16 protein-coding genes and 2 tRNA genes are annotated in these 19,422 nt (G+C 61.0%); 5 read left to right on the top strand and 13 right to left on the bottom strand.

The genetic code is table 11. The annotated features are described in order from the left end of the window. The first annotated feature begins 46 nt into the window (after window positions 1–46). The 4 genes from RGV33_RS02635 (at window position 47) to RGV33_RS02620 (ending at window position 3,160) form a co-directional block, all read left to right on the top strand. Window positions 47–133, top strand: a tRNA-Leu gene (locus RGV33_RS02635). A gap of 178 nt (window positions 134–311) precedes the next feature. Continuing rightward, window positions 312–398, top strand: a tRNA-Leu gene (locus RGV33_RS02630). Between the two features lie 171 nt (window positions 399–569). Continuing rightward, on the top strand, window positions 570–1,595 hold the full coding sequence (locus tag RGV33_RS02625) for an extracellular solute-binding protein (protein WP_322142997.1): 1,026 nt from the start codon (window positions 570–572) through the stop codon (window positions 1,593–1,595). After that, window positions 1,595–3,160, top strand: a complete 1,566-nt coding sequence (locus tag RGV33_RS02620) for an iron ABC transporter permease (RefSeq protein WP_322142996.1) — start codon at window positions 1,595–1,597, stop codon at window positions 3,158–3,160. The genes RGV33_RS02625 and RGV33_RS02620 overlap by 1 nt, the downstream gene beginning before the upstream one ends. Before the next feature lie 108 nt (window positions 3,161–3,268). Here RGV33_RS02620 and RGV33_RS02615 read toward each other — a convergent pair whose 3' ends face one another. The 12 genes from RGV33_RS02615 to RGV33_RS02560 all read right to left on the bottom strand — a co-directional run bounded on the left by RGV33_RS02615 (window position 3,269) and on the right by RGV33_RS02560 (window position 17,629). Next, complete coding sequence (locus RGV33_RS02615) at window positions 3,269–5,203, bottom strand: methyl-accepting chemotaxis protein (protein ID WP_322142995.1); 1,935 nt, start codon at window positions 5,201–5,203, stop codon at window positions 3,269–3,271. A gap of 139 nt (window positions 5,204–5,342) precedes the next feature. Continuing rightward, window positions 5,343–6,632, bottom strand: a complete 1,290-nt coding sequence (locus RGV33_RS02610; protein WP_322142994.1) for an adenylosuccinate synthase — start codon at window positions 6,630–6,632, stop codon at window positions 5,343–5,345. Window positions 6,633–6,686: 54 nt separating this feature from the next. Next, a complete protein-coding gene (locus RGV33_RS02605; protein WP_322142993.1) occupies window positions 6,687–7,874 on the bottom strand; it encodes an ATP phosphoribosyltransferase regulatory subunit in 1,188 nt (395 codons plus the stop codon). Window positions 7,875–8,176: 302 nt separating this feature from the next. Next, a complete protein-coding gene (hflC, locus tag RGV33_RS02600) occupies window positions 8,177–9,043 on the bottom strand; it encodes a protease modulator HflC (RefSeq protein ID WP_003217510.1) in 867 nt (288 codons plus the stop codon). Further along, a complete protein-coding gene (hflK, locus tag RGV33_RS02595; protein WP_322142992.1) occupies window positions 9,043–10,221 on the bottom strand; it encodes an FtsH protease activity modulator HflK in 1,179 nt (392 codons plus the stop codon). Before hflK ends, hflC begins: the two co-directional genes overlap by 1 nt. Before the next feature lie 96 nt (window positions 10,222–10,317). Continuing rightward, complete coding sequence (gene hflX, locus RGV33_RS02590) at window positions 10,318–11,619, bottom strand: ribosome rescue GTPase HflX (protein ID WP_322142991.1); 1,302 nt, start codon at window positions 11,617–11,619, stop codon at window positions 10,318–10,320. Between the two features lie 12 nt (window positions 11,620–11,631). After that, on the bottom strand, window positions 11,632–11,895 hold the full coding sequence (gene hfq, locus RGV33_RS02585) for an RNA chaperone Hfq (RefSeq protein WP_003217515.1): 264 nt from the start codon (window positions 11,893–11,895) through the stop codon (window positions 11,632–11,634). A 94-nt stretch (window positions 11,896–11,989) separates the two neighbouring features. Continuing rightward, on the bottom strand, window positions 11,990–12,961 hold the full coding sequence (gene miaA, locus RGV33_RS02580) for a tRNA (adenosine(37)-N6)-dimethylallyltransferase MiaA (protein WP_322142990.1): 972 nt from the start codon (window positions 12,959–12,961) through the stop codon (window positions 11,990–11,992). Beyond that, a complete protein-coding gene (gene mutL / locus RGV33_RS02575) occupies window positions 12,961–14,859 on the bottom strand; it encodes a DNA mismatch repair endonuclease MutL (RefSeq protein WP_322148604.1) in 1,899 nt (632 codons plus the stop codon). The genes miaA and mutL overlap by 1 nt, the downstream gene beginning before the upstream one ends. Window positions 14,860–14,873: 14 nt before the next feature. Then, window positions 14,874–16,307, bottom strand: a complete 1,434-nt coding sequence (locus RGV33_RS02570) for an N-acetylmuramoyl-L-alanine amidase (RefSeq protein ID WP_322142989.1) — start codon at window positions 16,305–16,307, stop codon at window positions 14,874–14,876. 3 nt (window positions 16,308–16,310) lie between these two features. Next, window positions 16,311–16,781: a tRNA (adenosine(37)-N6)-threonylcarbamoyltransferase complex ATPase subunit type 1 TsaE gene (tsaE, locus tag RGV33_RS02565; RefSeq protein WP_322142988.1), complete on the bottom strand. Its 471-nt coding sequence runs from the start codon at window positions 16,779–16,781 to the stop codon at window positions 16,311–16,313. Next, window positions 16,769–17,629, bottom strand: coding sequence for an NAD(P)H-hydrate dehydratase (locus tag RGV33_RS02560; RefSeq protein WP_322142987.1), 861 nt, complete (start codon window positions 17,627–17,629; stop codon window positions 16,769–16,771). The genes tsaE and RGV33_RS02560 overlap by 13 nt, the downstream gene beginning before the upstream one ends. A gap of 62 nt (window positions 17,630–17,691) precedes the next feature. Here RGV33_RS02560 and queG point away from each other — a divergent pair, with 62 nt between their 5' ends. Continuing rightward, window positions 17,692–18,774, top strand: a complete 1,083-nt coding sequence (gene queG, locus RGV33_RS02555) for a tRNA epoxyqueuosine(34) reductase QueG (protein WP_322142986.1) — start codon at window positions 17,692–17,694, stop codon at window positions 18,772–18,774. Here the strand turns inward: queG and RGV33_RS02550 are convergent. Beyond that, the gene (locus tag RGV33_RS02550; RefSeq protein ID WP_177083090.1) at window positions 18,753–19,367 is read right to left on the bottom strand and encodes a trimeric intracellular cation channel family protein; all 615 of its coding nucleotides are present in this window, start codon (window positions 19,365–19,367) and stop codon (window positions 18,753–18,755) included. The genes queG and RGV33_RS02550 overlap by 22 nt on opposite strands. Between the last annotated feature and the right edge of the window lie 55 nt (window positions 19,368–19,422).

Raw genomic sequence — 19,422 nt, 5'->3', positions numbered from 1 at the left:
GGTCCGTATAGTGCGCGCCATCGACGACGGCAACGTTGACGATGCTGCCCAGATGGTGAAATTGGTAGACACGCCAGCTTCAGGTGCTGGTGACCGCAAGGTCGTGGAAGTTCGAGTCTTCTTCTGGGCACCAATTCAAAACTCAAGGTTTGCACCTTGAGTCTCACAAAAACCCGCGAAAGCGGGTTTTTGCGTTTCAGGCCTTTGATTTTTAACGACAAAGTTGATTTATAAAATCAAATCAGGGGTTTACAGATCAAAAAGCCCTCCGTATAGTTCGCCTTATCAACAGCGGCAACGTTGCTGATGCTGCCCAGATGGTGAAATTGGTAGACACGCCAGCTTCAGGTGCTGGTGACCGCAAGGTCGTGGAAGTTCGAGTCTTCTTCTGGGCACCAATTCAAAACTTGAGGTTTCAACCTTGAGTCTCACAAAAACCCGCGAAAGCGGGTTTTTGCGTTTCTGACCCTTCTAAAAATCTACCTGATCGGTCAGCCCAGCCGCACCTGAGAAACTTTATCGTTTATCCTTCACACGATTTGTTGCATTTCAAGTGAGGAACCCTGCGAATGATGATCCGCGATACCCGTCTCAAGACATCCCTTCTGCGTGGCATGACCATCACTCTGCTCGGCCTGACCCTGCTCTCGCCCGCCGCCTATTCGGCCGACAAGGTTGCATTGACCTTGTACAACGGCCAGCACAAGGAGGTCGGCGATGAACTTGCCAAGGCCTTCGAAGCCAAGACCGGCATCCACGTCAACGTGCGCAAGGGCAGCAGCAACCAGTTGGCCAGCCAGGTCGTCGAAGAAGGCGACCGCTCCCCTGCCGATGTCATCTACACCGAAGAGTCGCCGCCGCTGAATAAACTCGGCGAACAGGGCCTGCTGGCGACCATCGATGCCAGCACCCTCGACGTTCTGCCCAAGGAATACGTGGCCGCCAATGGCGCCTGGATGGGCGTGACCGCACGCACCCGCGTCGTGGCGTTCAACCCCAAACTGATCGCCGAGAAAGACTTGCCCAAGTCAGTACTGGATTTCGCCGGCCCCGAATGGCAAGGCAAGGTCGGTTTCGTACCCACCAGCGGCGCGTTCCAGGAACAGGCCGTAGCGATCATCAAGCTGCACGGTCGTGAAGCGGCTGAAGAGTGGCTGACCGGCCTGCGTGCGTTCGGCAAGGTCTACAGCAACAACATGGTTGCGCTCAAAGCCGTGGAAAACGGCGAGGTCGCCGCCGTTCTGGTGAACAACTACTACTGGTTCGCCCTGAAGAAAGAAAAAACCAACCTGGATTCGCAACTGCATTACTTCACCAACGGTGACGCTGGTGGCCTGATCACCGTGTCTGCCGCCGCTGCGCTGAAATCCAGCAAACATCCAAAAGAAGCCCAGCAACTGTTGGCCTTCATGGCCAGCGAAGAAGGCCAGCGGGTGATCACCAACACCTCCGCTGAATACCCGCTGCGCAAGGGCATGGAATCCAACCGCGGCCTCAAGCCTTTCAGCGAGCTGCAACCGCCGAAAGTCACGCCGGCTGACCTGGGCAATGCCGAAGAAGCGCTGGACCTGGAACGTGACGTTGGCTTGAACTGATGAACCCATCGCTCCCCGCCCCCGCCTTGCGCGGGGGCTTTACGCCGAGACGTAAACGCCCTTCGATCTGGTTGCTGCTGCCGGTTTTATTGCTGGTCGGCTTGAGCGTTTTGCCGCTGGCATATGTGAGCCTCAAGGCCTGGCAAGCGGGCTGGGCCGAGGCGGTGCATTTGTTGTGGCGGCCATATGTCTTCGGGTTGCTACGCAACACCTTGGCGCTGATGGTCGGCGTGACCGTGGCCTGTGGCGTGATCGGCCTGTCGCTTGCCTGGCTGCTGGAACGCAGCAACTTGCCAGGGCGGCGTATCTGGGGAGTGATCCTGTGCCTGCCGTTTGCAGTGCCGGCATTTGTCAGCAGTTTTACCTGGGTTTCGTTAAGCGCCAACTTCGAAGGGTTGGGTGGGGCGATCCTGGTGATGACCCTGTCCAAATACCCACTGGTGTTCCTGCCCGTGGCGGCGACCCTGCGCAATCTTGATCCGTCCCTGGAAGAATCGGCCCGCACCCTCGGCCTGAATCGTTGGGGCGTGTTTTTTCGTATTACCTTGCCGTTGCTGTGGCCGTCGCTGCTGGCCGGGGCGCTGCTGATTGCCCTGCATATGCTGGTGGAGTTCGGCGCCCTGTCGATCATCGGCTTGCAGACGTTTACCACCGCGATCTATCAGCAATTCGAGCTGGAATTCAGCAACGCCAATGCGGCGATGCTTTCGGCGGTGCTGCTGGTGATGTGCCTGACATTGCTCTGGCTGGAGCTGCGTGTGCGCGGCAAGGGCCGGCATGTGCGCACTGGCCAGGGCGCCGCGCGGCATGCCGAGCAGGTCCGACTGGGCAAATGGGCGCCGCTGGGGCAGTTGTATTGCCTGCTCCTGGCGATCATTGGCAGCGGCATTCCACTGGGCATGCTCGGTTACTGGTTGGCGGTAGGCAGTTCGGCGGCGTTTCCGATCGCCGAGATCAGCGAGGCGTTATTGTCTTCCCTGGCGCTGTCCCTGGGCGGCGCCGCGCTCTGCCTGCTGTTTGCCGTGCCGGTGGGCTTGCTGGTGGTGCGCTACAAAGGCCAGCTAGCGCTGTGGGCCGAACGCCTGCCGTACCTGCTGCACGCCCTGCCGGGGCTGGTGATTGCGCTGACGCTGGTGTATTTCGCCTTGCATTACGTGCCGGCGCTGTATCAGACGTCGGCGCTGCTGCTGATCGCTTATGCGTTGCTGTTTTTGCCGCTGGCCCAGGCGCCGATCCGCACGGCGCTGAACAAGGCGGCACCGCAGTTGGAAGAAGCCGCCAGAACGCTGGGAGCTTCATCGTTCAGTGCGTTTTGCCGGGTGACGTTGCCGATTATTTTCCCGGCATTGGGGGCGGCGTTTGCCTTGGTATTCCTGGATGCGATGAAGGAATTGACGGCGACATTGCTGCTTAGTCCTACTGGATTGAACACACTGGCGACTGCCGTGTGGGCGCATACCTCGAATGTGGAATTCGCGGCAGCGGCGCCTTATGCGGCACTACTGATTCTAGTATCGGGGCTGCCGGTGTATCTGCTTACGACCCGGATGTATCTGAGCCGCTGAATCCGCCATCGCAGGCAAGCCAGCTCCCACATTTGACCGCATTCCAGAGTTGGAACTCGGTCGAATGTGGGAGCTGGCTTGCCTGCGATGAGGCCGGAACAGCCAACATCAAGCGCGGAACTGCCCCAGGCTCGCCTTCAACTGCGCAGCCAGCCCATCCAGCACTTTGCCACTGGCTGTAGTCTCTACCACCGCCTGCGCCGCACGTTCGGCCTGGGCATGAATGATCTCCACTCGCCCACGCACTGCGTGCGCGCCTTGCGCCTGATGCTCCGCCGCACGCGTTGCCAGGCCAATCGCAGCATGCACCTGCTCCACCGAGGCCTGCACCGACTGCTGCAGGCGCACGCTGTCGCGCAACACCAGCAAACCTTCGCTGGCCTGGCGCCCAGCCTTGCCGATGGTTTCTACCGCCTCACGGGCACCTTGCTGCAAGGCCACGATGTGCGCCTGGATATCGCCGGTAGAGCTTTGGGTTTTACTGGCCAGCGCACGAACCTCGTCCGCCACCACCGCAAAGCCGCGCCCGGTCTCACCGGCCCGTGCCGCCTCGATAGCCGCGTTGAGTGCCAGCAGGTTGGTTTGCTCGGCAATCCCATGGATCACCGTCAACACCACTTCAATCTGCTCGCTCTGCTGCGCCAGCCGCTCGATCACCTTGGAGCCAGCTTGAACCTGCCCCGCCAACGCCTCGATCAGGCTGCCGACTTCGGCTGAAGTACGCGAATTCTCATCAGTGGCCTGACGGATATCCACCACTTGCTGCAACGCCGCCTGCATCGCATGGCTTTCCGCCTGGGCCTCATCAGCCATTTGCGACAGCGCCCGCAGGCTTTCGGCAACTTCATCACGCTGCAAGCCGGCGGCTGCATCGGCACCGGCATTGCGCAAGGTCATCGCGCCGATTTCCACGCCGGTACGCTGGGCCACATCACCCGCTTCACGCACGATGGGCTGTAACTTATCCACAAAGCGATTGACCGCCGAGGCCATGTCGCCGATTTCGTCCCGGCTGTTGATCTGTACACGCTTGGTGAGGTCACCCTCGCCTGCGGCCAGATCATCCATTGCCGCAATCAGCAGCTTCAGGCGATTGACCACCCGACGCCCGAGCACCACCGCAATCAGCAGCAACACGCCAAAGCCTACAACCGCCAGGCCCATGCCGATGCGCCAGCGTAGTGTGCCCGCCGCCTCTTGCACGGCTTGGGTGGTATTGGCGGTCATCTGGGTGGCTGTGGCTTGCGCCGACTGTAAACGCGCGCCCATGGCGGCCGCACTGTCAGCGGCCGCACCCTTGAGGCTGTCGCCCACCAGTTGATCACTGCTGGCAATCAGCGCGGCAAAGCGCTTGTCCAGCGCAGCCAGGTCGACGTCCACTGAGGCGGTCGAAACCCCCATGATGACCTTGCCGATTTCCACGCCATTGGGGCTGATGGATGCCTCGAGGTAGTACACCGACGGATCGTTTTTCGCCGCATCCAGTACCTTGTCCAGGGCACGCTCACCCTGCCCTTTCTCGAGCAACGCCGCGTTAATCGGGTTGTCCCGGTTCAGGTAGCGCGTCAGGTGCTGGCCGGTGGCGTCGTCGTATACCACGAACAGCACATTGGGATTGCGCTGGGCACGTCGAGCAAACTCCGACAGAGTCGGCACGTCGCTGTCCCACATGGCGCGAGGCGCCACCGAGGCCAGCAGTTGCGCCATATCGTTGGCGGAGTCCTTCAGGTCTTTTTCCAGGGTCGCACGCAGTTGCTTCTGCTCGTCCTGCAGGCGCGTGGAAAGCCCCGTCGTGAGGCGCTGGCGCGTGCTGGAAGACAGGCTGTCCAGGCTGGAAGTGACTTCCTTGCCAGCCTGGGCCAGTTCGCCAGAAAGTTTTTGACTGTCGACGCCCAGACGATTGTCCAGTTCAGCTTCCAGGGCCGTGACCGTGCTCCGAGTCAGAGCGACAGCCACCAGCACTTGCACCAAAAGAGCGATACCTAGGGTAACGAACACCGGCCGCAGCAACCGGCTTTGTAACAATGAGAGAACGGCAGACATCGTGAATCCCTCCACCTGGGGTGCCATTAAATTGATAGCACCACGAAAGAGAGAAACACAGCAAAGGTCGTGCCGTATAGCAAACAGAAACGACAAAGGGCCCCCGAAGGGACCCTTTGTGTTTTACATCAACAGCTTATTAAGCGAACGGGTGACGCAAAACGATGGTCTCGTTGCGGTCCGGGCCCGTCGAAATAATGTCAATCGGCGCACCGATCAGCTCTTCGACACGCTTGATGTAAGCACGGGCGTTGGCCGGCAGCTCTTCCAGGGTCTTGGCACCCACGGTCGACTCGGTCCAGCCCGGCACTTCTTCGTACACAGGCTGCAGGCCTACGTAGCTGTCAGCGTCGGTTGGGGCAACGTCCTTGCCTTGCGCATCTTTGTAGCCGATGCAGATGTTGATGGTTTCCAGGCCGTCGAGTACGTCCAGCTTGGTCAGGCAGATGCCCGAGATGCTGTTCACATCGATAGCGCGACGCAGGATAACGGCGTCAAACCAGCCACAACGACGTGCACGGCCGGTAGTCGCGCCGAACTCGTGGCCTTGTTTGGCCAGGTGCGCCCCGACTTCGTCGAACAGTTCAGTCGGGAATGGGCCCGAGCCTACGCGCGTGGTGTACGCCTTGGTGATGCCGAGGATGTAGTCCAGGAACATCGGGCCAACGCCCGAGCCGGTCGCAACGCCGCCAGCGGTGGTGTTGGAGCTGGTCACGTACGGGTAGGTGCCGTGGTCGATGTCCAGCAACGAACCCTGAGCGCCTTCGAACATGATGTCTTTGCCAGCGCGACGCAGGTCGTGCAGCTCGGCAGTCACGTCCAGCATCAGCGGCTTGAGCAGTTCAGCGTATTCCTTGCACTCAGCCAGGGTCTTTTCAAACTCGATGGCCGGTTCTTTGTAGTAACCCACCAGCATGAAGTTGTGGTAATCCACCAGTTCACGCAGCTTGTCTTCAAAGCGCGGCATGTTGAGCAGGTCGCCCACACGCAGGCCACGTCGTGCAACCTTGTCTTCGTAGGCCGGGCCGATGCCGCGACCGGTCGTACCGATCTTCAGCTCGCCACGGGCCTTTTCACGGGCCTGGTCCAGCGCAACGTGGAAGGACAGGATCAGCGGGCAGGACGGGCTGATGCGCAGGCGCTCGCGCACTGGCACGCCTTTCTCTTCCAGCTTGATGATCTCGCGCAGCAGGGCGTCAGGTGCAACCACCACGCCGTTGCCGATCAGGCACTGCACGCCTTCGCGCAGGACGCCCGACGGGATCAGGTGCAAGACGGTTTTTTCGCCATCGATGACCAGGGTGTGGCCAGCGTTGTGGCCACCTTGGTAGCGCACTACGGCGGCAGCATGTTCGGTCAGCAGATCAACGATCTTGCCTTTGCCCTCATCACCCCATTGGGTGCCCAGGACTACGACATTCTTACCCATAACACTTGTCCTCATTCGCGCAAACTTGGTGCCGGCAGTGGCCGGCAGGAAAACTCAAGAAGCCAGTGGCGATACTTGCCAAAGCCCGTTCTGCTGAATCAATTGCCGGTCGCAGTCCGCTTCACGGGCGGCGGCCAATGGCTGCCCAGGCAACGCCTGGACAACACGCTGACCCTCACTGCGCAACTGGCAAACCTGCTGCCAGAGTGCTGCGTCCGTACTGTCGGGCATCCAGATACCGCCAGACGGCAGTTCGACCTCAGCACGCCCCAGGGTCACCAGGGTTTTCAAATCGGTAGAAAAACCGGTCGCCGGACGGGCACGACCGAAGTCGGCGCCGATATCGTCGTAGCGACCGCCCTGGGCGATGGCCTGGCCAACACCCGGGACAAACACCGCGAACACCACACCGGTGTGGTAGTGGTAGCCGCGCAGCTCGCCCAAATCAAAATACAGCGGCAACTGCGGGAAGCGCGCCGACAACTGCTCGGCAATCGCCAGCACGTCATCCAGGGCCGCCAATACATCCGCCGGCGCATTCGCCAGGCGATCACGGGCGACGGTCAGGACCTCACGGCCGCCACACAGGCCTACCAGCGCACGCAGCATGCCGGCGAGGTCAGCAGGCACGCTTGCCGTCAGGGCGATTACTTCGTCGATGGCCTTGCGTTGCAAGGCATCGAACAACTGTTGTTCCACTTCACCCGACAAACCGGCCGCACGGGCCAGGCCGCGATAGATGCCGACATGCCCGAGGTCCATGTGCACATCCGGCACATCGGCCAGTTGCAGCATGGCCAGCATCAGGCTGATGACTTCCACGTCGCTGCTCGGGCTTGCATCACCGTACAACTCGGCGCCCAACTGGATCGGGCTGCGGGACGACGACAAGGCACGCGGTTGAGCATGCAGCACGCTGCCGGCATAGCACAGGCGGCTCGGCCCTTCGCGACGCAGGGTGTGTGCATCAATGCGCGCCACTTGCGGCGTGATGTCGGCACGAAAGCCCATTTGCCGGCCCGATTGCGGGTCGATGACCTTGAAGGTGCGCAGATCCAGGTCCTGGCCCGCGCCGGTCAGCAGGGATTCCAGGTACTCGATATGCGGGGTCACGACAAACTCGTAACCCCAGCTCTGGAACAGATCCAACACCTGGCGGCGCGCGATTTCAATGCGTGCAGCTTCTGGTGGCAGTACTTCTTCGATGCCATCTGGCAGCAGCCAGCGGTCTACCGTTGCCATTACGCCATTCCCCTATGATCCGGGCGGCCAGCCCATCGGGCGAGCCTTGAGTGAAGCAGAAAATACCCGGCCCCTGCATAAACCACGCGCAAGAGCGACGTGACGAACGACCAACAATCGGCCTCGTCGGGCACTTTCCTCGAAAAACCTGTGGCGCCTGCAGCGCAAAACCACAATCAAACATGCAGACGCAAAAAAGCCGGGAATTTCCCGGCTGCCGCATCATACACCCGTTTTCTGAAAGGATCACCCCGCCCGGCATTTTAGCCGCCCGACGGAGCGATTCTCAGACTACATGCGGGTTACTTGGACTTTTCCAGGTAGCGGAAGAAATCGCTACTTGGGTCCAGCACCATGACGTCGGTTTTGTTCGCGAAGCTTTCACGGTAGGCACGCAGGCTACGATAGAACGCGTAGAACTCCTGGTCCTGGCCATACGCCTTGGCGTAGATCGAAGCGGCTTGAGCATCACCATCACCACGGGCCTCTTCAGACTCGCGATACGCTTCTGCCAACAGTACGCGACGCTGACGGTCGGCATCCGCACGGATCCCTTCTGCCAGTTCGTTACCCTTGGCGCGGTGCTCGCGAGCCTCGCGCTCACGCTCGGTGCTCATCCGCTCGAACACGCTGCGGTTCACTTCCTTCGGAAGGTCGATGGCCTTGACCCGAACATCGATCACTTCGATGCCCAGCTCTTTTTCCGCCATCGCGTTCAACGAACGCGTGATGTCCGCCATCAGCGCATCACGTTCACCGGATACCACCTCGTGCAGGGTGCGCTTACCAAACTGGTCACGCAGGCCCGATTCCAGACGGCGCGACAAACGCTCGTCGGCAATCTGCTTGAGGCCGGAGGTCGCGGTGTAGAAGCGCTCGGCATCCTTGACGCGCCACTTGGCATAGGCGTCAACCATCACGGCTTTCTTTTCCAGGGTCAGGAAGCGCTGTGTCGGTGCATCCAGGGTCATCAGGCGGCCGTCGAACTTGCGCACCTGGTTAACGTAGGGGACTTTCACATGCAGGCCCGGCTGGACATCTGCCTGGACCACGCGACCGAATTGCAGCAACACCGCGCGCTCGGTCTGAGACACGATATAGAAGCAGTTCCAGGCAGCGATGACCACGACGACGCCCACAATCAGGGCGGTCAGCGATTTATTGCTCATCAACGACTCTCCCTGGTACGTGTTTGCTGTTGCAGCAAGTCAGCCGCCGCACGGGCGCTGGCTTCATTCGATGCAGCCGTCGAACTGCCGGACTGCGCGTTGCTGCTGCCACTACGACCACCTTCGATCATCTTGTCCAGCGGCAGGTAAAGCAGATTGTTCTGCCCGCCCTTGTTGCCGGTCACGAGAACCTTGCTGGTGTTGCTGAAGACTTCCTGCATGGTGTCCAGGTACAGACGCTCACGAGTGACTTCCGGTGCCTTGCGGTACTCGGCCACCAGCTTGGTGAAACGATCTGCCTCACCCTTGGCGCGTGAGACCACTTCGTCGCGGTAACCGTTGGCATCTTCAAGGATGCGCTGGGCCTGACCACGGGCTTCCGGCACAACGCCGTTGGCGTAGGTTTCAGCCTGGTTGCGCGAACGCTGCTCGTCTTCACGGGCACGGATCACGTCATCGAAGGCTTCCTGTACTTCACGCGGTGCGGCTGCGCTCTGTACGTTGACCTGGGTCACGGTGATGCCGGTGCGGTACGTATCGAGGAACCGTTGCAGGCGCTCCTTGATCTCGCTGGCCATCAACTCACGGCCTTCGGTCAGCACCTGGTCCATTGCGGTGGAACCCACCACGTGGCGCAGGGCGCTTTCGGTCGCATGTTGCAGGCTGATTTCCGGCTGGTCGACGTTCAACACGAAGTCCTGCAGGTTGCTGATCTTGTACTGCACGGTCAGCGGCACTTCGACGATGTTCTCGTCTTCGGTCAGCATCTGGCCCTGCTTGGTGTAGGCACGCTCACGCGTGACGTTCTCCATGTACTTCTTGTCGATCGGCGGGAAGTAGATGTTCAGGCCCGGGCCGACAGTCTCGTAGTACTTGCCGAAGCGCAGCACCACGGCCTGCTCCTGCTCGTCTACTACATAGACGGCGCTGTACAGCCAGACGGCCGCCAGCACGACGAGGCCGATGCCGAGCAGGCCGTAACCACCGCCCTTGCTCGTACGACCGCCTTCGTCACCACCACGTTTTTTTCCACCACCGAACAACCCATTCAGGCTTTCCTGCAGCTTTCGGAAGGCCTCGTCGAGATCTGGTGGCCCCTTGCGGTCGCCATTATTGCGGCGTTTACCACCCCAAGGATCCTGATTATTCGAGTTGCCACCCGGCTCATTCCAAGCCATAGCGCTCTCCATCTGATAAAGCAAAGACGCACCCACGGCGCGCCGACCAATGCTACAGAATGCCTGTCACAGCGGCACAACCGCTTTCTCAGGCTTTTATTGCAAAGTGTGTTGTTCGATGAACTCCGCCGGCACCACGCCTTCACGGCTGACCAGCCGATTCAGCTCCGAACGCGGCAATCGAACGGCCAGCAAGCTGACACCTTCTTCGTCATGTTCTTCTTTCTGTACCGCACCCAGCTCGAAAAACTGTGCACGCAGTCGAGCAAAACGCTGAGGCAAGCGCAAGGTGCCAACAAACAAATCGCTGCCCAACAGCTCGGCAATGGCTTGTTCAAGCAATTCCAGGCCACTGCCATCGCGCGCCGACAGCCAGACCCGCTGGGGCTTGCCGTTTTCGTCGCGCTGGATTTGTGGCTCAACGCCTTCAAGCAAATCGAGTTTGTTATAGACCTCAAGGATCGGCAAGTCCTGGGCACCAATCTCGCCCAGCACCACCATGACCTGTTCAATCTGCAACATGCGATCCGGTTCGGCCGCATCGATCACGTGCAACAACAGGTCGGAATTGCTCGACTCTTCGAGCGTAGACCGAAATGCCTCGACCAGCTTGTGGGGCAAGTGACGAATGAAACCCACGGTATCGGCCAGGACAATCGGCCCCAGGTCGTCAATCTCCAGACGGCGCAAGGTCGGGTCGAGGGTCGCGAACAGTTGGTCGGCCGCGTACACGTCCGATTTCGTCACATTGTTGAACAGGGTGGATTTACCGGCGTTGGTATAGCCCACCAGGGAAACGGTCGGGATATCCGCACGCAGGCGGCCACGTCGCGATTGTTCGCGCTGGCTGCGCACCTTCTCCAGACGGCCCTTGATCTGTCGCAGGCGCACCCGCAGCAGGCGTCGGTCGGTTTCCAGCTGGGTTTCACCCGGGCCACGCATGCCGATACCGCCACCCTGACGCTCAAGGTGAGTCCAGCCACGAACCAGCCGGGTGCTCATGTGGTCAAGCTGGGCCAGTTCTACCTGGAGCTTGCCTTCATGGGTACGGGCGCGTTGGGCGAAAATATCGAGAATCAGACCCGTGCGGTCGATCACGCGACACTCGAAGACACGTTCGAGGTTACGTTCCTGACTGGGCGTGAGGATGTGATTGAAAATCACCAGATCGGCCTTCTCGGCATGGACCAGGTCGTGCAGCTCCTGAACCTTACCGCTGCCGATCAGGAATTTGGCGGTTGGCCGATGACGCGGCACGTTAAAAAACGCGACGGTCTCGGCGCCGGCCGAATTTGCCAACTCCTGAAACTCCTGCGGATCTTCGCGCGCCTCAGGGTCCTGTCCATCCAAGTGAACGAGGATTACTCGCTCACCACCACCGTGGCGCTCAAAGAACAAAGGAGACTCCTATCAGGCGTTACCCGGTGCAGGCTCGGCGTCACCCTGTTCTTCGGTTGCGCTAGGCAGACGAATTGGACGAACCGGCACTACGGTCGAGATAGCGTGCTTGTAAACCATTTGGCTCACGGTGTTTTTCAGCAGGATAACGAACTGGTCGAACGACTCGATCGTACCTTGCAGCTTGATACCGTTGACCAGATAGATGGAAACCCCAACTTTCTCTTTACGTAAAGTATTCAAGTAAGGGTCTTGTAGCGAATGCCCTTTTGACATGTGCCGCACTCCTTTAAGGATCAATAATAAAAAATCGGAAAATAGATAGCTCATGGCCGTCACACCCCCAAGGATAGACGGCAATTGCAAGGACTCAGCTCAATATGGAGACCGTTCCCAAGTATTTCAAGGCGCGTGACAGATTGTCGCAATCCAGACTGTCCAACCAGTGCAAATCAGTCCAGCTGCGCAGCCATGTGAACTGGCGCTTCGCCAATTGGCGCGTGGCAATGATGCCGCGCTCCTGCATTTCGGCTGACGTCAGCTTGCCATCCAGATGATCCCAGACTTGGCGGTAGCCTACAGCGCGTATCGAAGGCAACCCCGGATGCAGGTCACCTCTTGAACGCAGTGCTACGACCTCGTCCACGAACCCCTGTTCCAACATAATTGTGAATCTTTGTGCAATTCGTTCATGCAGCACCTGGCGATCCGTCGGAGCGATGGCCAGATTCGCCACAGTATAGGGCAATTGTGAGTGTCCCGAGGCGCCTGCTTCAGTACTTTGCGCAGTTTGTTTCAGCCTGTGTTCAGTCATGGTCTGGCCGCTGACCCGCCAGACTTCCAACGCCCGCGTCAGGCGCTGGGGATCATTGGGATGAATCCGGGCGGCGGAAATTGGATCCACCACCGCCAACTGATCGTGCAGGGCTTGCCAGCCAAGGCGTGCAGCCTCTTCCTCAAGTTCTGCGCGGACCTGCGGGTCGGCAGGCGGCATATCTGCCAGGCCTTCCTGCAAAGCCTTGTAGTAGAGCATCGTGCCGCCCACCAGCAGCGGAATCTTGCCGCGCGCGGTGATATCGGCCATGGCGGCCAGGGCATCGGTGCGAAAGTCGGCCGCCGAATAGCTCTGGCTGGGATCAATAATGTCGATCAACCGGTGCGGGTGCTGGGCCAGCAGCGCTTTGGAGGGTTTGGCAGTGCCGATGTCCATGTCCCGGTAAACCAGTGCAGAGTCGACACTGATCAGCTCGCACGGCAAGACTTTGGTCAGCTCGATGGCCAGGTCGGTCTTGCCGGCGGCCGTCGGGCCCATCAGGAAGATCGCGGGGGGCAAGGCACTCATCAACGGCCGCGCAAGAACAGTTTGTCCAGGTCGTCCAGGCCCATTTGGGTCCAGGTCGGTCGGCCATGGTTGCATTGGCCACTGCGCTCGGTGTTTTCCATGTCCCGCAGCAGGCCGTTCATTTCCGGCAGGGCCAGGCGGCGGTTGGCGCGGATGGCACCGTGACAGGCCATGGTGCCGAGCAATTCATTGATGTGCGCCTGGATCCGGTCGCTGGTGCCATATTCCATCAGGTCTGCCAGCACGTCAGCCACCAGCCGGTTGGCCTCGGCCTGTTTGAGCAACGCGGGAATCTGCCGGATAGCCAGGGTTTCCGGGCCCAGGCGCTGCAGCTCAAAGCCCAGTTTCTGGAACACGCTGACGTGCTCCTCGGCGCAATCCGCCTCACGCTGGCTCACCGCCAGGGACTCCGGCACCAGCAACGGCTGGCCACTGAGGCCTTCGCTGGCCATGGCGATCTTCAAGCGCTCGTACATGATCCGCTCGTGAGCAGCATGCATATCCACCAGCACCAGGCCATGGGCGTTTTCCGCAAGAATATAGATGCCCTTGAGCTGCGCCAGCGCGTAACCCAACGGCGGCACATCACCCTGGCCCTCCGGCAAGGCAGCAGCACCCGACTCGGCGCCAGGCAACGGTGCGAAAAACTCGCGATAGGCCGCCTGGGCCTCGGCGACCGGCACCGCCGATTGCGGGCGCGGTGTGTATTGGTATTGATAACCGGCGCCAGCGCCTGAGCCAGGCGCGGTATAGCTCGGCTGGGCTTGCGGCGATTGCAGCAGGTTGGCCGCCAGGCTCATTTCGCCCTGGGGCCCGAACTCACCGGCTTCGGGCCCCGAAGGGCGAACGATGGCCGTAACAATCGGCGCCCCGAGGTGATCGTCCGGGCGTACATCGCCCAGGGCACGGTGCAACGTGCCATAGAGGAAGTCGTGAACCATGCGCCCATCACGGAAGCGCACTTCGTGTTTGGTCGGGTGCACGTTGACGTCGACCACCGACGGGTCGACCTCGAAAAACAATACAAAAGTCGGGTGCCGCCCGTTGAACAGCACGTCGCGATAGGCCTGGCGCACCGCGTGGGCCACCAACTTGTCGCGTACCGCCCGGCCGTTCACAAAGAAGTACTGCAAGTCTGCCTGGCTACGGGAGAAGGTCGGCAAGCCCACCCAACCCCACAGGCGCAAGCCGTTGCGCTCAATCTCGATGGGCAGCGCCTGTTCCAGGAACCCCGCGCCGCAGATGGCCGACACGCGCCGCGCGCGGGCCGCATCATCATGGGCCTCGTGCAGGCTGAGGATGGTCTTGCCGTTGTGGCGCAGGTGGAACGCCACATCAAACCGGGCCAGGGCCAGGCGCTTGATGACTTCCTGCAGGTGATCGAATTCGGTTTTCTCGGCCTTGAGGAATTTACGCCGGGCCGGGGTGTTGAAGAACAGGTCGCGCACTTCCACCGAGGTGCCCACCGGATGCGCAGCCGGCTGGACCCGGGGCGCCATGTCGCGGCCTTCGGTTTCAACCTGCCAGGCCTGGTCGGCGTCGCGGGTACGGGACGTCAGGGTCAGGCGGGCCACGGAGCTGATGGAAGCCAGGGCCTCGCCGCGAAACCCGAGGCTCATCACCCGCTCCAGGTCTTCCAGGTCGCGAATTTTGCTGGTGGCGTGACGCGCCAGGGCCAGCGGCAGGTCATCGGAGGAAATCCCGCTGCCATCGTCGCGCACCCGCAGCAGCTTGACGCCGCCCAGTTCAACATCGACATCAATACGCTTGGCGCCGGAGTCGATGCTGTTTTCCAGCAACTCCTTGATCACCGAAGCCGGCCGCTCGACCACCTCGCCCGCAGCGATCTGGTTAGCCAGGCGCGGGCTTAGTAGTTCAATGCGCGAGGTGTTGCTCAAGACTGTCTCGCTCATTATTGCGCCGCCAGTTCTGTGCCAGGGATGGTCAACACCTGGCCGACTTTCAATTCGTCGGTCTTCAGGTTGTTGGCACTGCGCAGGGTTGCCGCAGACACCTGGAACCGCACCGCCAGCATCGCCAGTGTGTCGCCCGGTTGCACGCGATGGTCGCGCGGGCCCTGGGCGATTTTCCCGGAGTCACGCAGCCAGGCGATGTACGTGCCCGGCGGCGGGTTCTGCTGGAAGAACTGGCGAACACCGGCGCTGATGGAACGCGCCAGCGCCTGCTGGTGGCTGGCGCTGGCCAGTTTCGAGGCTTCGTTGGAGTTGGAGATAAATCCGGTTTCCACCAGGATCGACGGAATATCCGGCGATTTAAGGACCATGAACCCGGCCTGTTCCACGCGCTGTTTGTGCAGCGAAGTGACACGGCCAATGTTGCTCAGGACTTTCTGCCCGACGTTCAGGCTGGAGGTCAGCGAGGCGGTCATCGACAGGTCGAGCAATACGCCGGCGAGCATCTTGTCCTTGTCGTCGAGGGACACGTTGCCGGCCCCGCCGATCAAGTCGGAACGGTTTTCACTGTCCGCCAGCCAACGCGCGGTCTCGGACGTGGCGCCGCGATCAGACAGGGCGAACACCGAGGCACCAAACGCAGCAGCCGAAGGCGCGGCATCGGCGTGGATCGAGACGAACAGGTCGGCGCCCTTCTTGCGGGCGATTTCGGTACGGCCACGCAGCGGAATAAAGTAGTCGCCGGTACGGGTCAGTTCGGCGCGGTAGCCTTTCATGCCATTGATCTGGCGCTGCAGTTCGCGGGCGATGGCCAGTACCACGTCTTTTTCATGCTGGCCGCGCGAGCCGGAGGCACCCGGGTCTTCCCCGCCATGGCCGGCATCGATGACCACGATAATGTCGCGCTTGCCCGCCGGTGCAGGTGGCGGCGGCGGCAATTTGACCTGAGGTTGGGACTGGTTGACCGGCACCGCCGGTATCGTCGCGACGCTTGGGGTAGGCGCAGGTGGTGGCGCGGCATCGGCGGCGTTGTCGAACAGGTCGACCACCAGCCGGTTGCCGTATTGCGCGTTGGGCGCGAGCACGAAGCTTTTCGGGGTCACGGCCTTTTTCAGGTCGATGACCACCCGCAGGTCGGTCGGCGTACGTTGGGCCGAGCGCATCGCGGTAATCGGGGTATTGGCCATGGGGACTTTCAACGGCGCGGCCAGGGTGGCACCGTTGATATCAATCACCAGTCGATCGGGCGCCGTGAGGGTGAAGACGCTGTGCTGGACCGGGCCGGACAGGTCGAATACCAGTCGCGTGTTATCCGGTGCCCGCCACAGGCGAACACTTTTCACCTGTGAGGCCGCCAGTGCATTGAAAGTCATTGCCGCAAGCAACACCCCTACGACAGTAACCAACGCGCGAAAGCGCATACCTAACCCCATCAATTATTTGAATTCCAATGCCAAGGCGGCGCACCACGACTCGCCGCGCGCGCTCTGGGACAACAACTTCAGCTGACGTCCATGCTTATGCGGGGTAATGGTAATGGTCAGGTCCGGCTTTGGCAAAAAGCCTGTGCCTTTATCTGGCCACTCGATCAGGCACAGCGCGTCCTCATCGAAGTAATCGCGGATGCCCATGTATTCCAGTTCCTCGGGATCCACCAGGCGATACAGGTCGAAGTGGAACGCCCGCACGTCGCCAATTTCGTAGGGTTCTACCAAGGTAAACGTAGGACTCTTCACAGCACCTGCATGCCCCAGCCCGCGAATGATGCCCCGGGACAAGGTGGTTTTCCCGGCGCCCAAATCGCCTTCCAGAAAGATCAGGCCCGAGCCTTTCGTCACTTGGGCAATACGGTTGCCGAGGGCGACCATGGCGTCTTCATCGGCCAGGAAAAGGATTACTTCAGACACGGCGATTGCTCCTCCAGCAACTGACGAATGGCGGGGATCAGGTCACTGGCGGCCAGCCCGCGACCAAAGGTGCCCTGCCGATCGCCGGCGGTGGCATGCAACCAGACTGCCAGGCAAGCGGCGTCGAATGCCGGCATGCCTTGGGCCAGTAAAGCACCGACCAGGCCAGCCAACACATCGCCAAGGCCTGCGGTCGCCATCGCCGGGTGGCCTTGGTCACAGCGGGCAATGCGCCCGTCCGGGCTGGCGATCAAGCTGCCTGCGCCCTTGAGAACCACCACTGCATTGAATTTCTGACTGAGTGCGCGCGCCACGTTAAGGCGGTCGGCCTGAACTTCGGCTGTCGAAATGCCCATCAAGCGGGCGGCTTCGCCAGGATGCGGAGTGATTACGCAATCGGCCGGCAAGCTCACGCCGCCTTTCGACAGCAGGTTCAACGCGTCAGCATCCCAGACCTGCGGCTGCCTGGCGTTGGCCGCGACCGACAGCAGGCTTTTACCCCAGGACGCTTCGCCCAGGCCCGGACCAATAACGATCACGGAAATTTTTTCCAGCAGCCCCATCAACTGATTGGCCGAGTGCACGCCCACCGTCATCACTTCCGGCAACCGCGCCAGCGCCGCTGCAACGTGCTCGCTGCGAGTCGCCAGGGACACCATACCGGCCCCGCTGCGCAGCGCGCTTTCGGTACTGAGCAAGGCGGCGCCGCCAAAACCCCGGTCGCCGCCGATCAGCAATACATGGCCGAACTGGCCTTTATGGGCGTCCGGGGAACGCGCAGCGAGTTGCGGCAATTGGCCGGGCAACAGGTGCTGAACGTCGGGTATTTCGTGTTTTGTCTGCGGCATGCGTCTTCAAGCTCCGATGTCTGGCAGAATTATACGCATCTAACCTGCGGTTTCTCTTGTTCATGCCTGCTATTACCTACGACCTGCCCGCCCTCGCCCAATCGATCAAAGACTGGGGCCGTGAGCTGGGCTTTCAACAAGTGGGCATCAGCGGCCTCGACCTCGCCGAGCATGAACAACACTTGCAGCGCTGGCTCGACGCCGGCTACCACGGCGAAATGGACTACATGGGCGCCCACGGCAGCAAGCGCTCGCACCCCGAAGAGCTGGTGCCTGGCACGTTGCGCGTGGTGTCCCTGCGCATGGACTACCTGCCCGGCGACACTCAAATGGCCCAACTGCTGGCCAAGCCCGAAAAAGCCTACATCTCCCGTTACGCCCTGGGCCGCGACTACCACAAGCTAATCCGCAAGCGCGTGCAGCAACTGGCCGACCGGATCCAGGCGCAGATCGGCCCGTTCGGCTTCCGCGCTTTTGTCGACAGCGCCCCGGTGCTGGAAAAAGCCATCGCCGAAAAAGCTGGGCTGGGCTGGATCGGCAAGAACACCCTGGTGCTCAATCGCAAGGCCGGCAGTTACTTTTTCCTCAGCGAGCTGTTTGTCGACCTGCCGTTGCCGGTCGACCCACCCCACGCCACCGAACACTGTGGCCGCTGCACCGCCTGCCTGGACATCTGCCCTACTAACGCCTTCGTCGGGCCCTACGTGCTGGACGCCCGGCGCTGCATTTCCTACCTGACCATCGAACTGAAAAGCGCGATCCCGGAAGAGCTGCGCCCTCTGATCGGCAACCGGGTATTCGGCTGCGATGACTGTCAGATCGTTTGCCCGTGGAATCGTTTCGCCCGGCCTACCGACGAAGGCGATTTCAAGCCACGGCACAATCTGGATAACGCAGAGCTGGCCGAGTTATTCATGTGGGACGAGGATAAATTCCTCAGCAACACCGAAGGCTCGCCGCTGCGCCGCGCCGGCTATGAGCGCTGGCTGCGCAACCTGGCGGTGGGCCTGGGCAATGCGCCGTCAAGCATTCCGGTGCTGGAAGCGTTGAAAGCGCGGCGGGAATACCCCTCGGAGCTGGTGCGCGAGCATGTGGAATGGGCGCTGAACCAGCACGCCGAACGTCAGTGCACGTCGTCGTTGTAGACGAACTTGGGCATTTCCCAGTGAAAGCGGATCGCCAACAGCCGCAGCAGGAAGCCGCTGAACAGCGTCAACAGGATTGATTGCTCACTCGGCAGTTCCAGATAGATGCACAGCATGTAGAACCAGGCGGCGAGGAACGACACGCTGGCGTACAGCTCACGGCGGAAAATCAGCGGGATGTCGTTGCAGAAGATGTCCCGCAGGATGCCGCCGAATACCCCGGTGATAACGCCGCTGACGGATGCCACCAGCATGCCGTGGCCCATTTCCAGGGCGGTCATGCAGCCGATCAGGGTAAAGGCCACCAGGCCCACGGCGTCCAGTGCGAGGAACAGCGAGCGCAGGTGGCGCATCAGCGGCGCGATAAAAATCGTCACCAGGGCCGCGATGGAGGTCAGCACCAGGTATTCCGGGTGCTTGACCCAGGTCAGCGGGTAATGGCCGAGCAATACATCGCGCACCGAGCCGCCACCCAGCGCCGTTACGCAGGCAATCAGCACCACACCGAACCAGTCCATGCCACGCCGACCGGCGGACAAGGCGCCGGTCATGGCTTCGGCGGTGATGGCGATGAGGTAGAGCATCAGCAGCATGAGGGCGATCCTTGCAAAGTTGTGGCGAGGGGGCTTGTCCCCCGTTGGGGTGCGA

This window comes from Pseudomonas sp. Bout1 (assembly GCF_034314165.1).
Taxonomy (GTDB): Bacteria; Pseudomonadota; Gammaproteobacteria; order Pseudomonadales; family Pseudomonadaceae; genus Aquipseudomonas.
The sequence above is the reverse complement of the archived record's forward strand: the minus strand, read 5'-3'. Positions and strand labels throughout refer to the sequence as shown.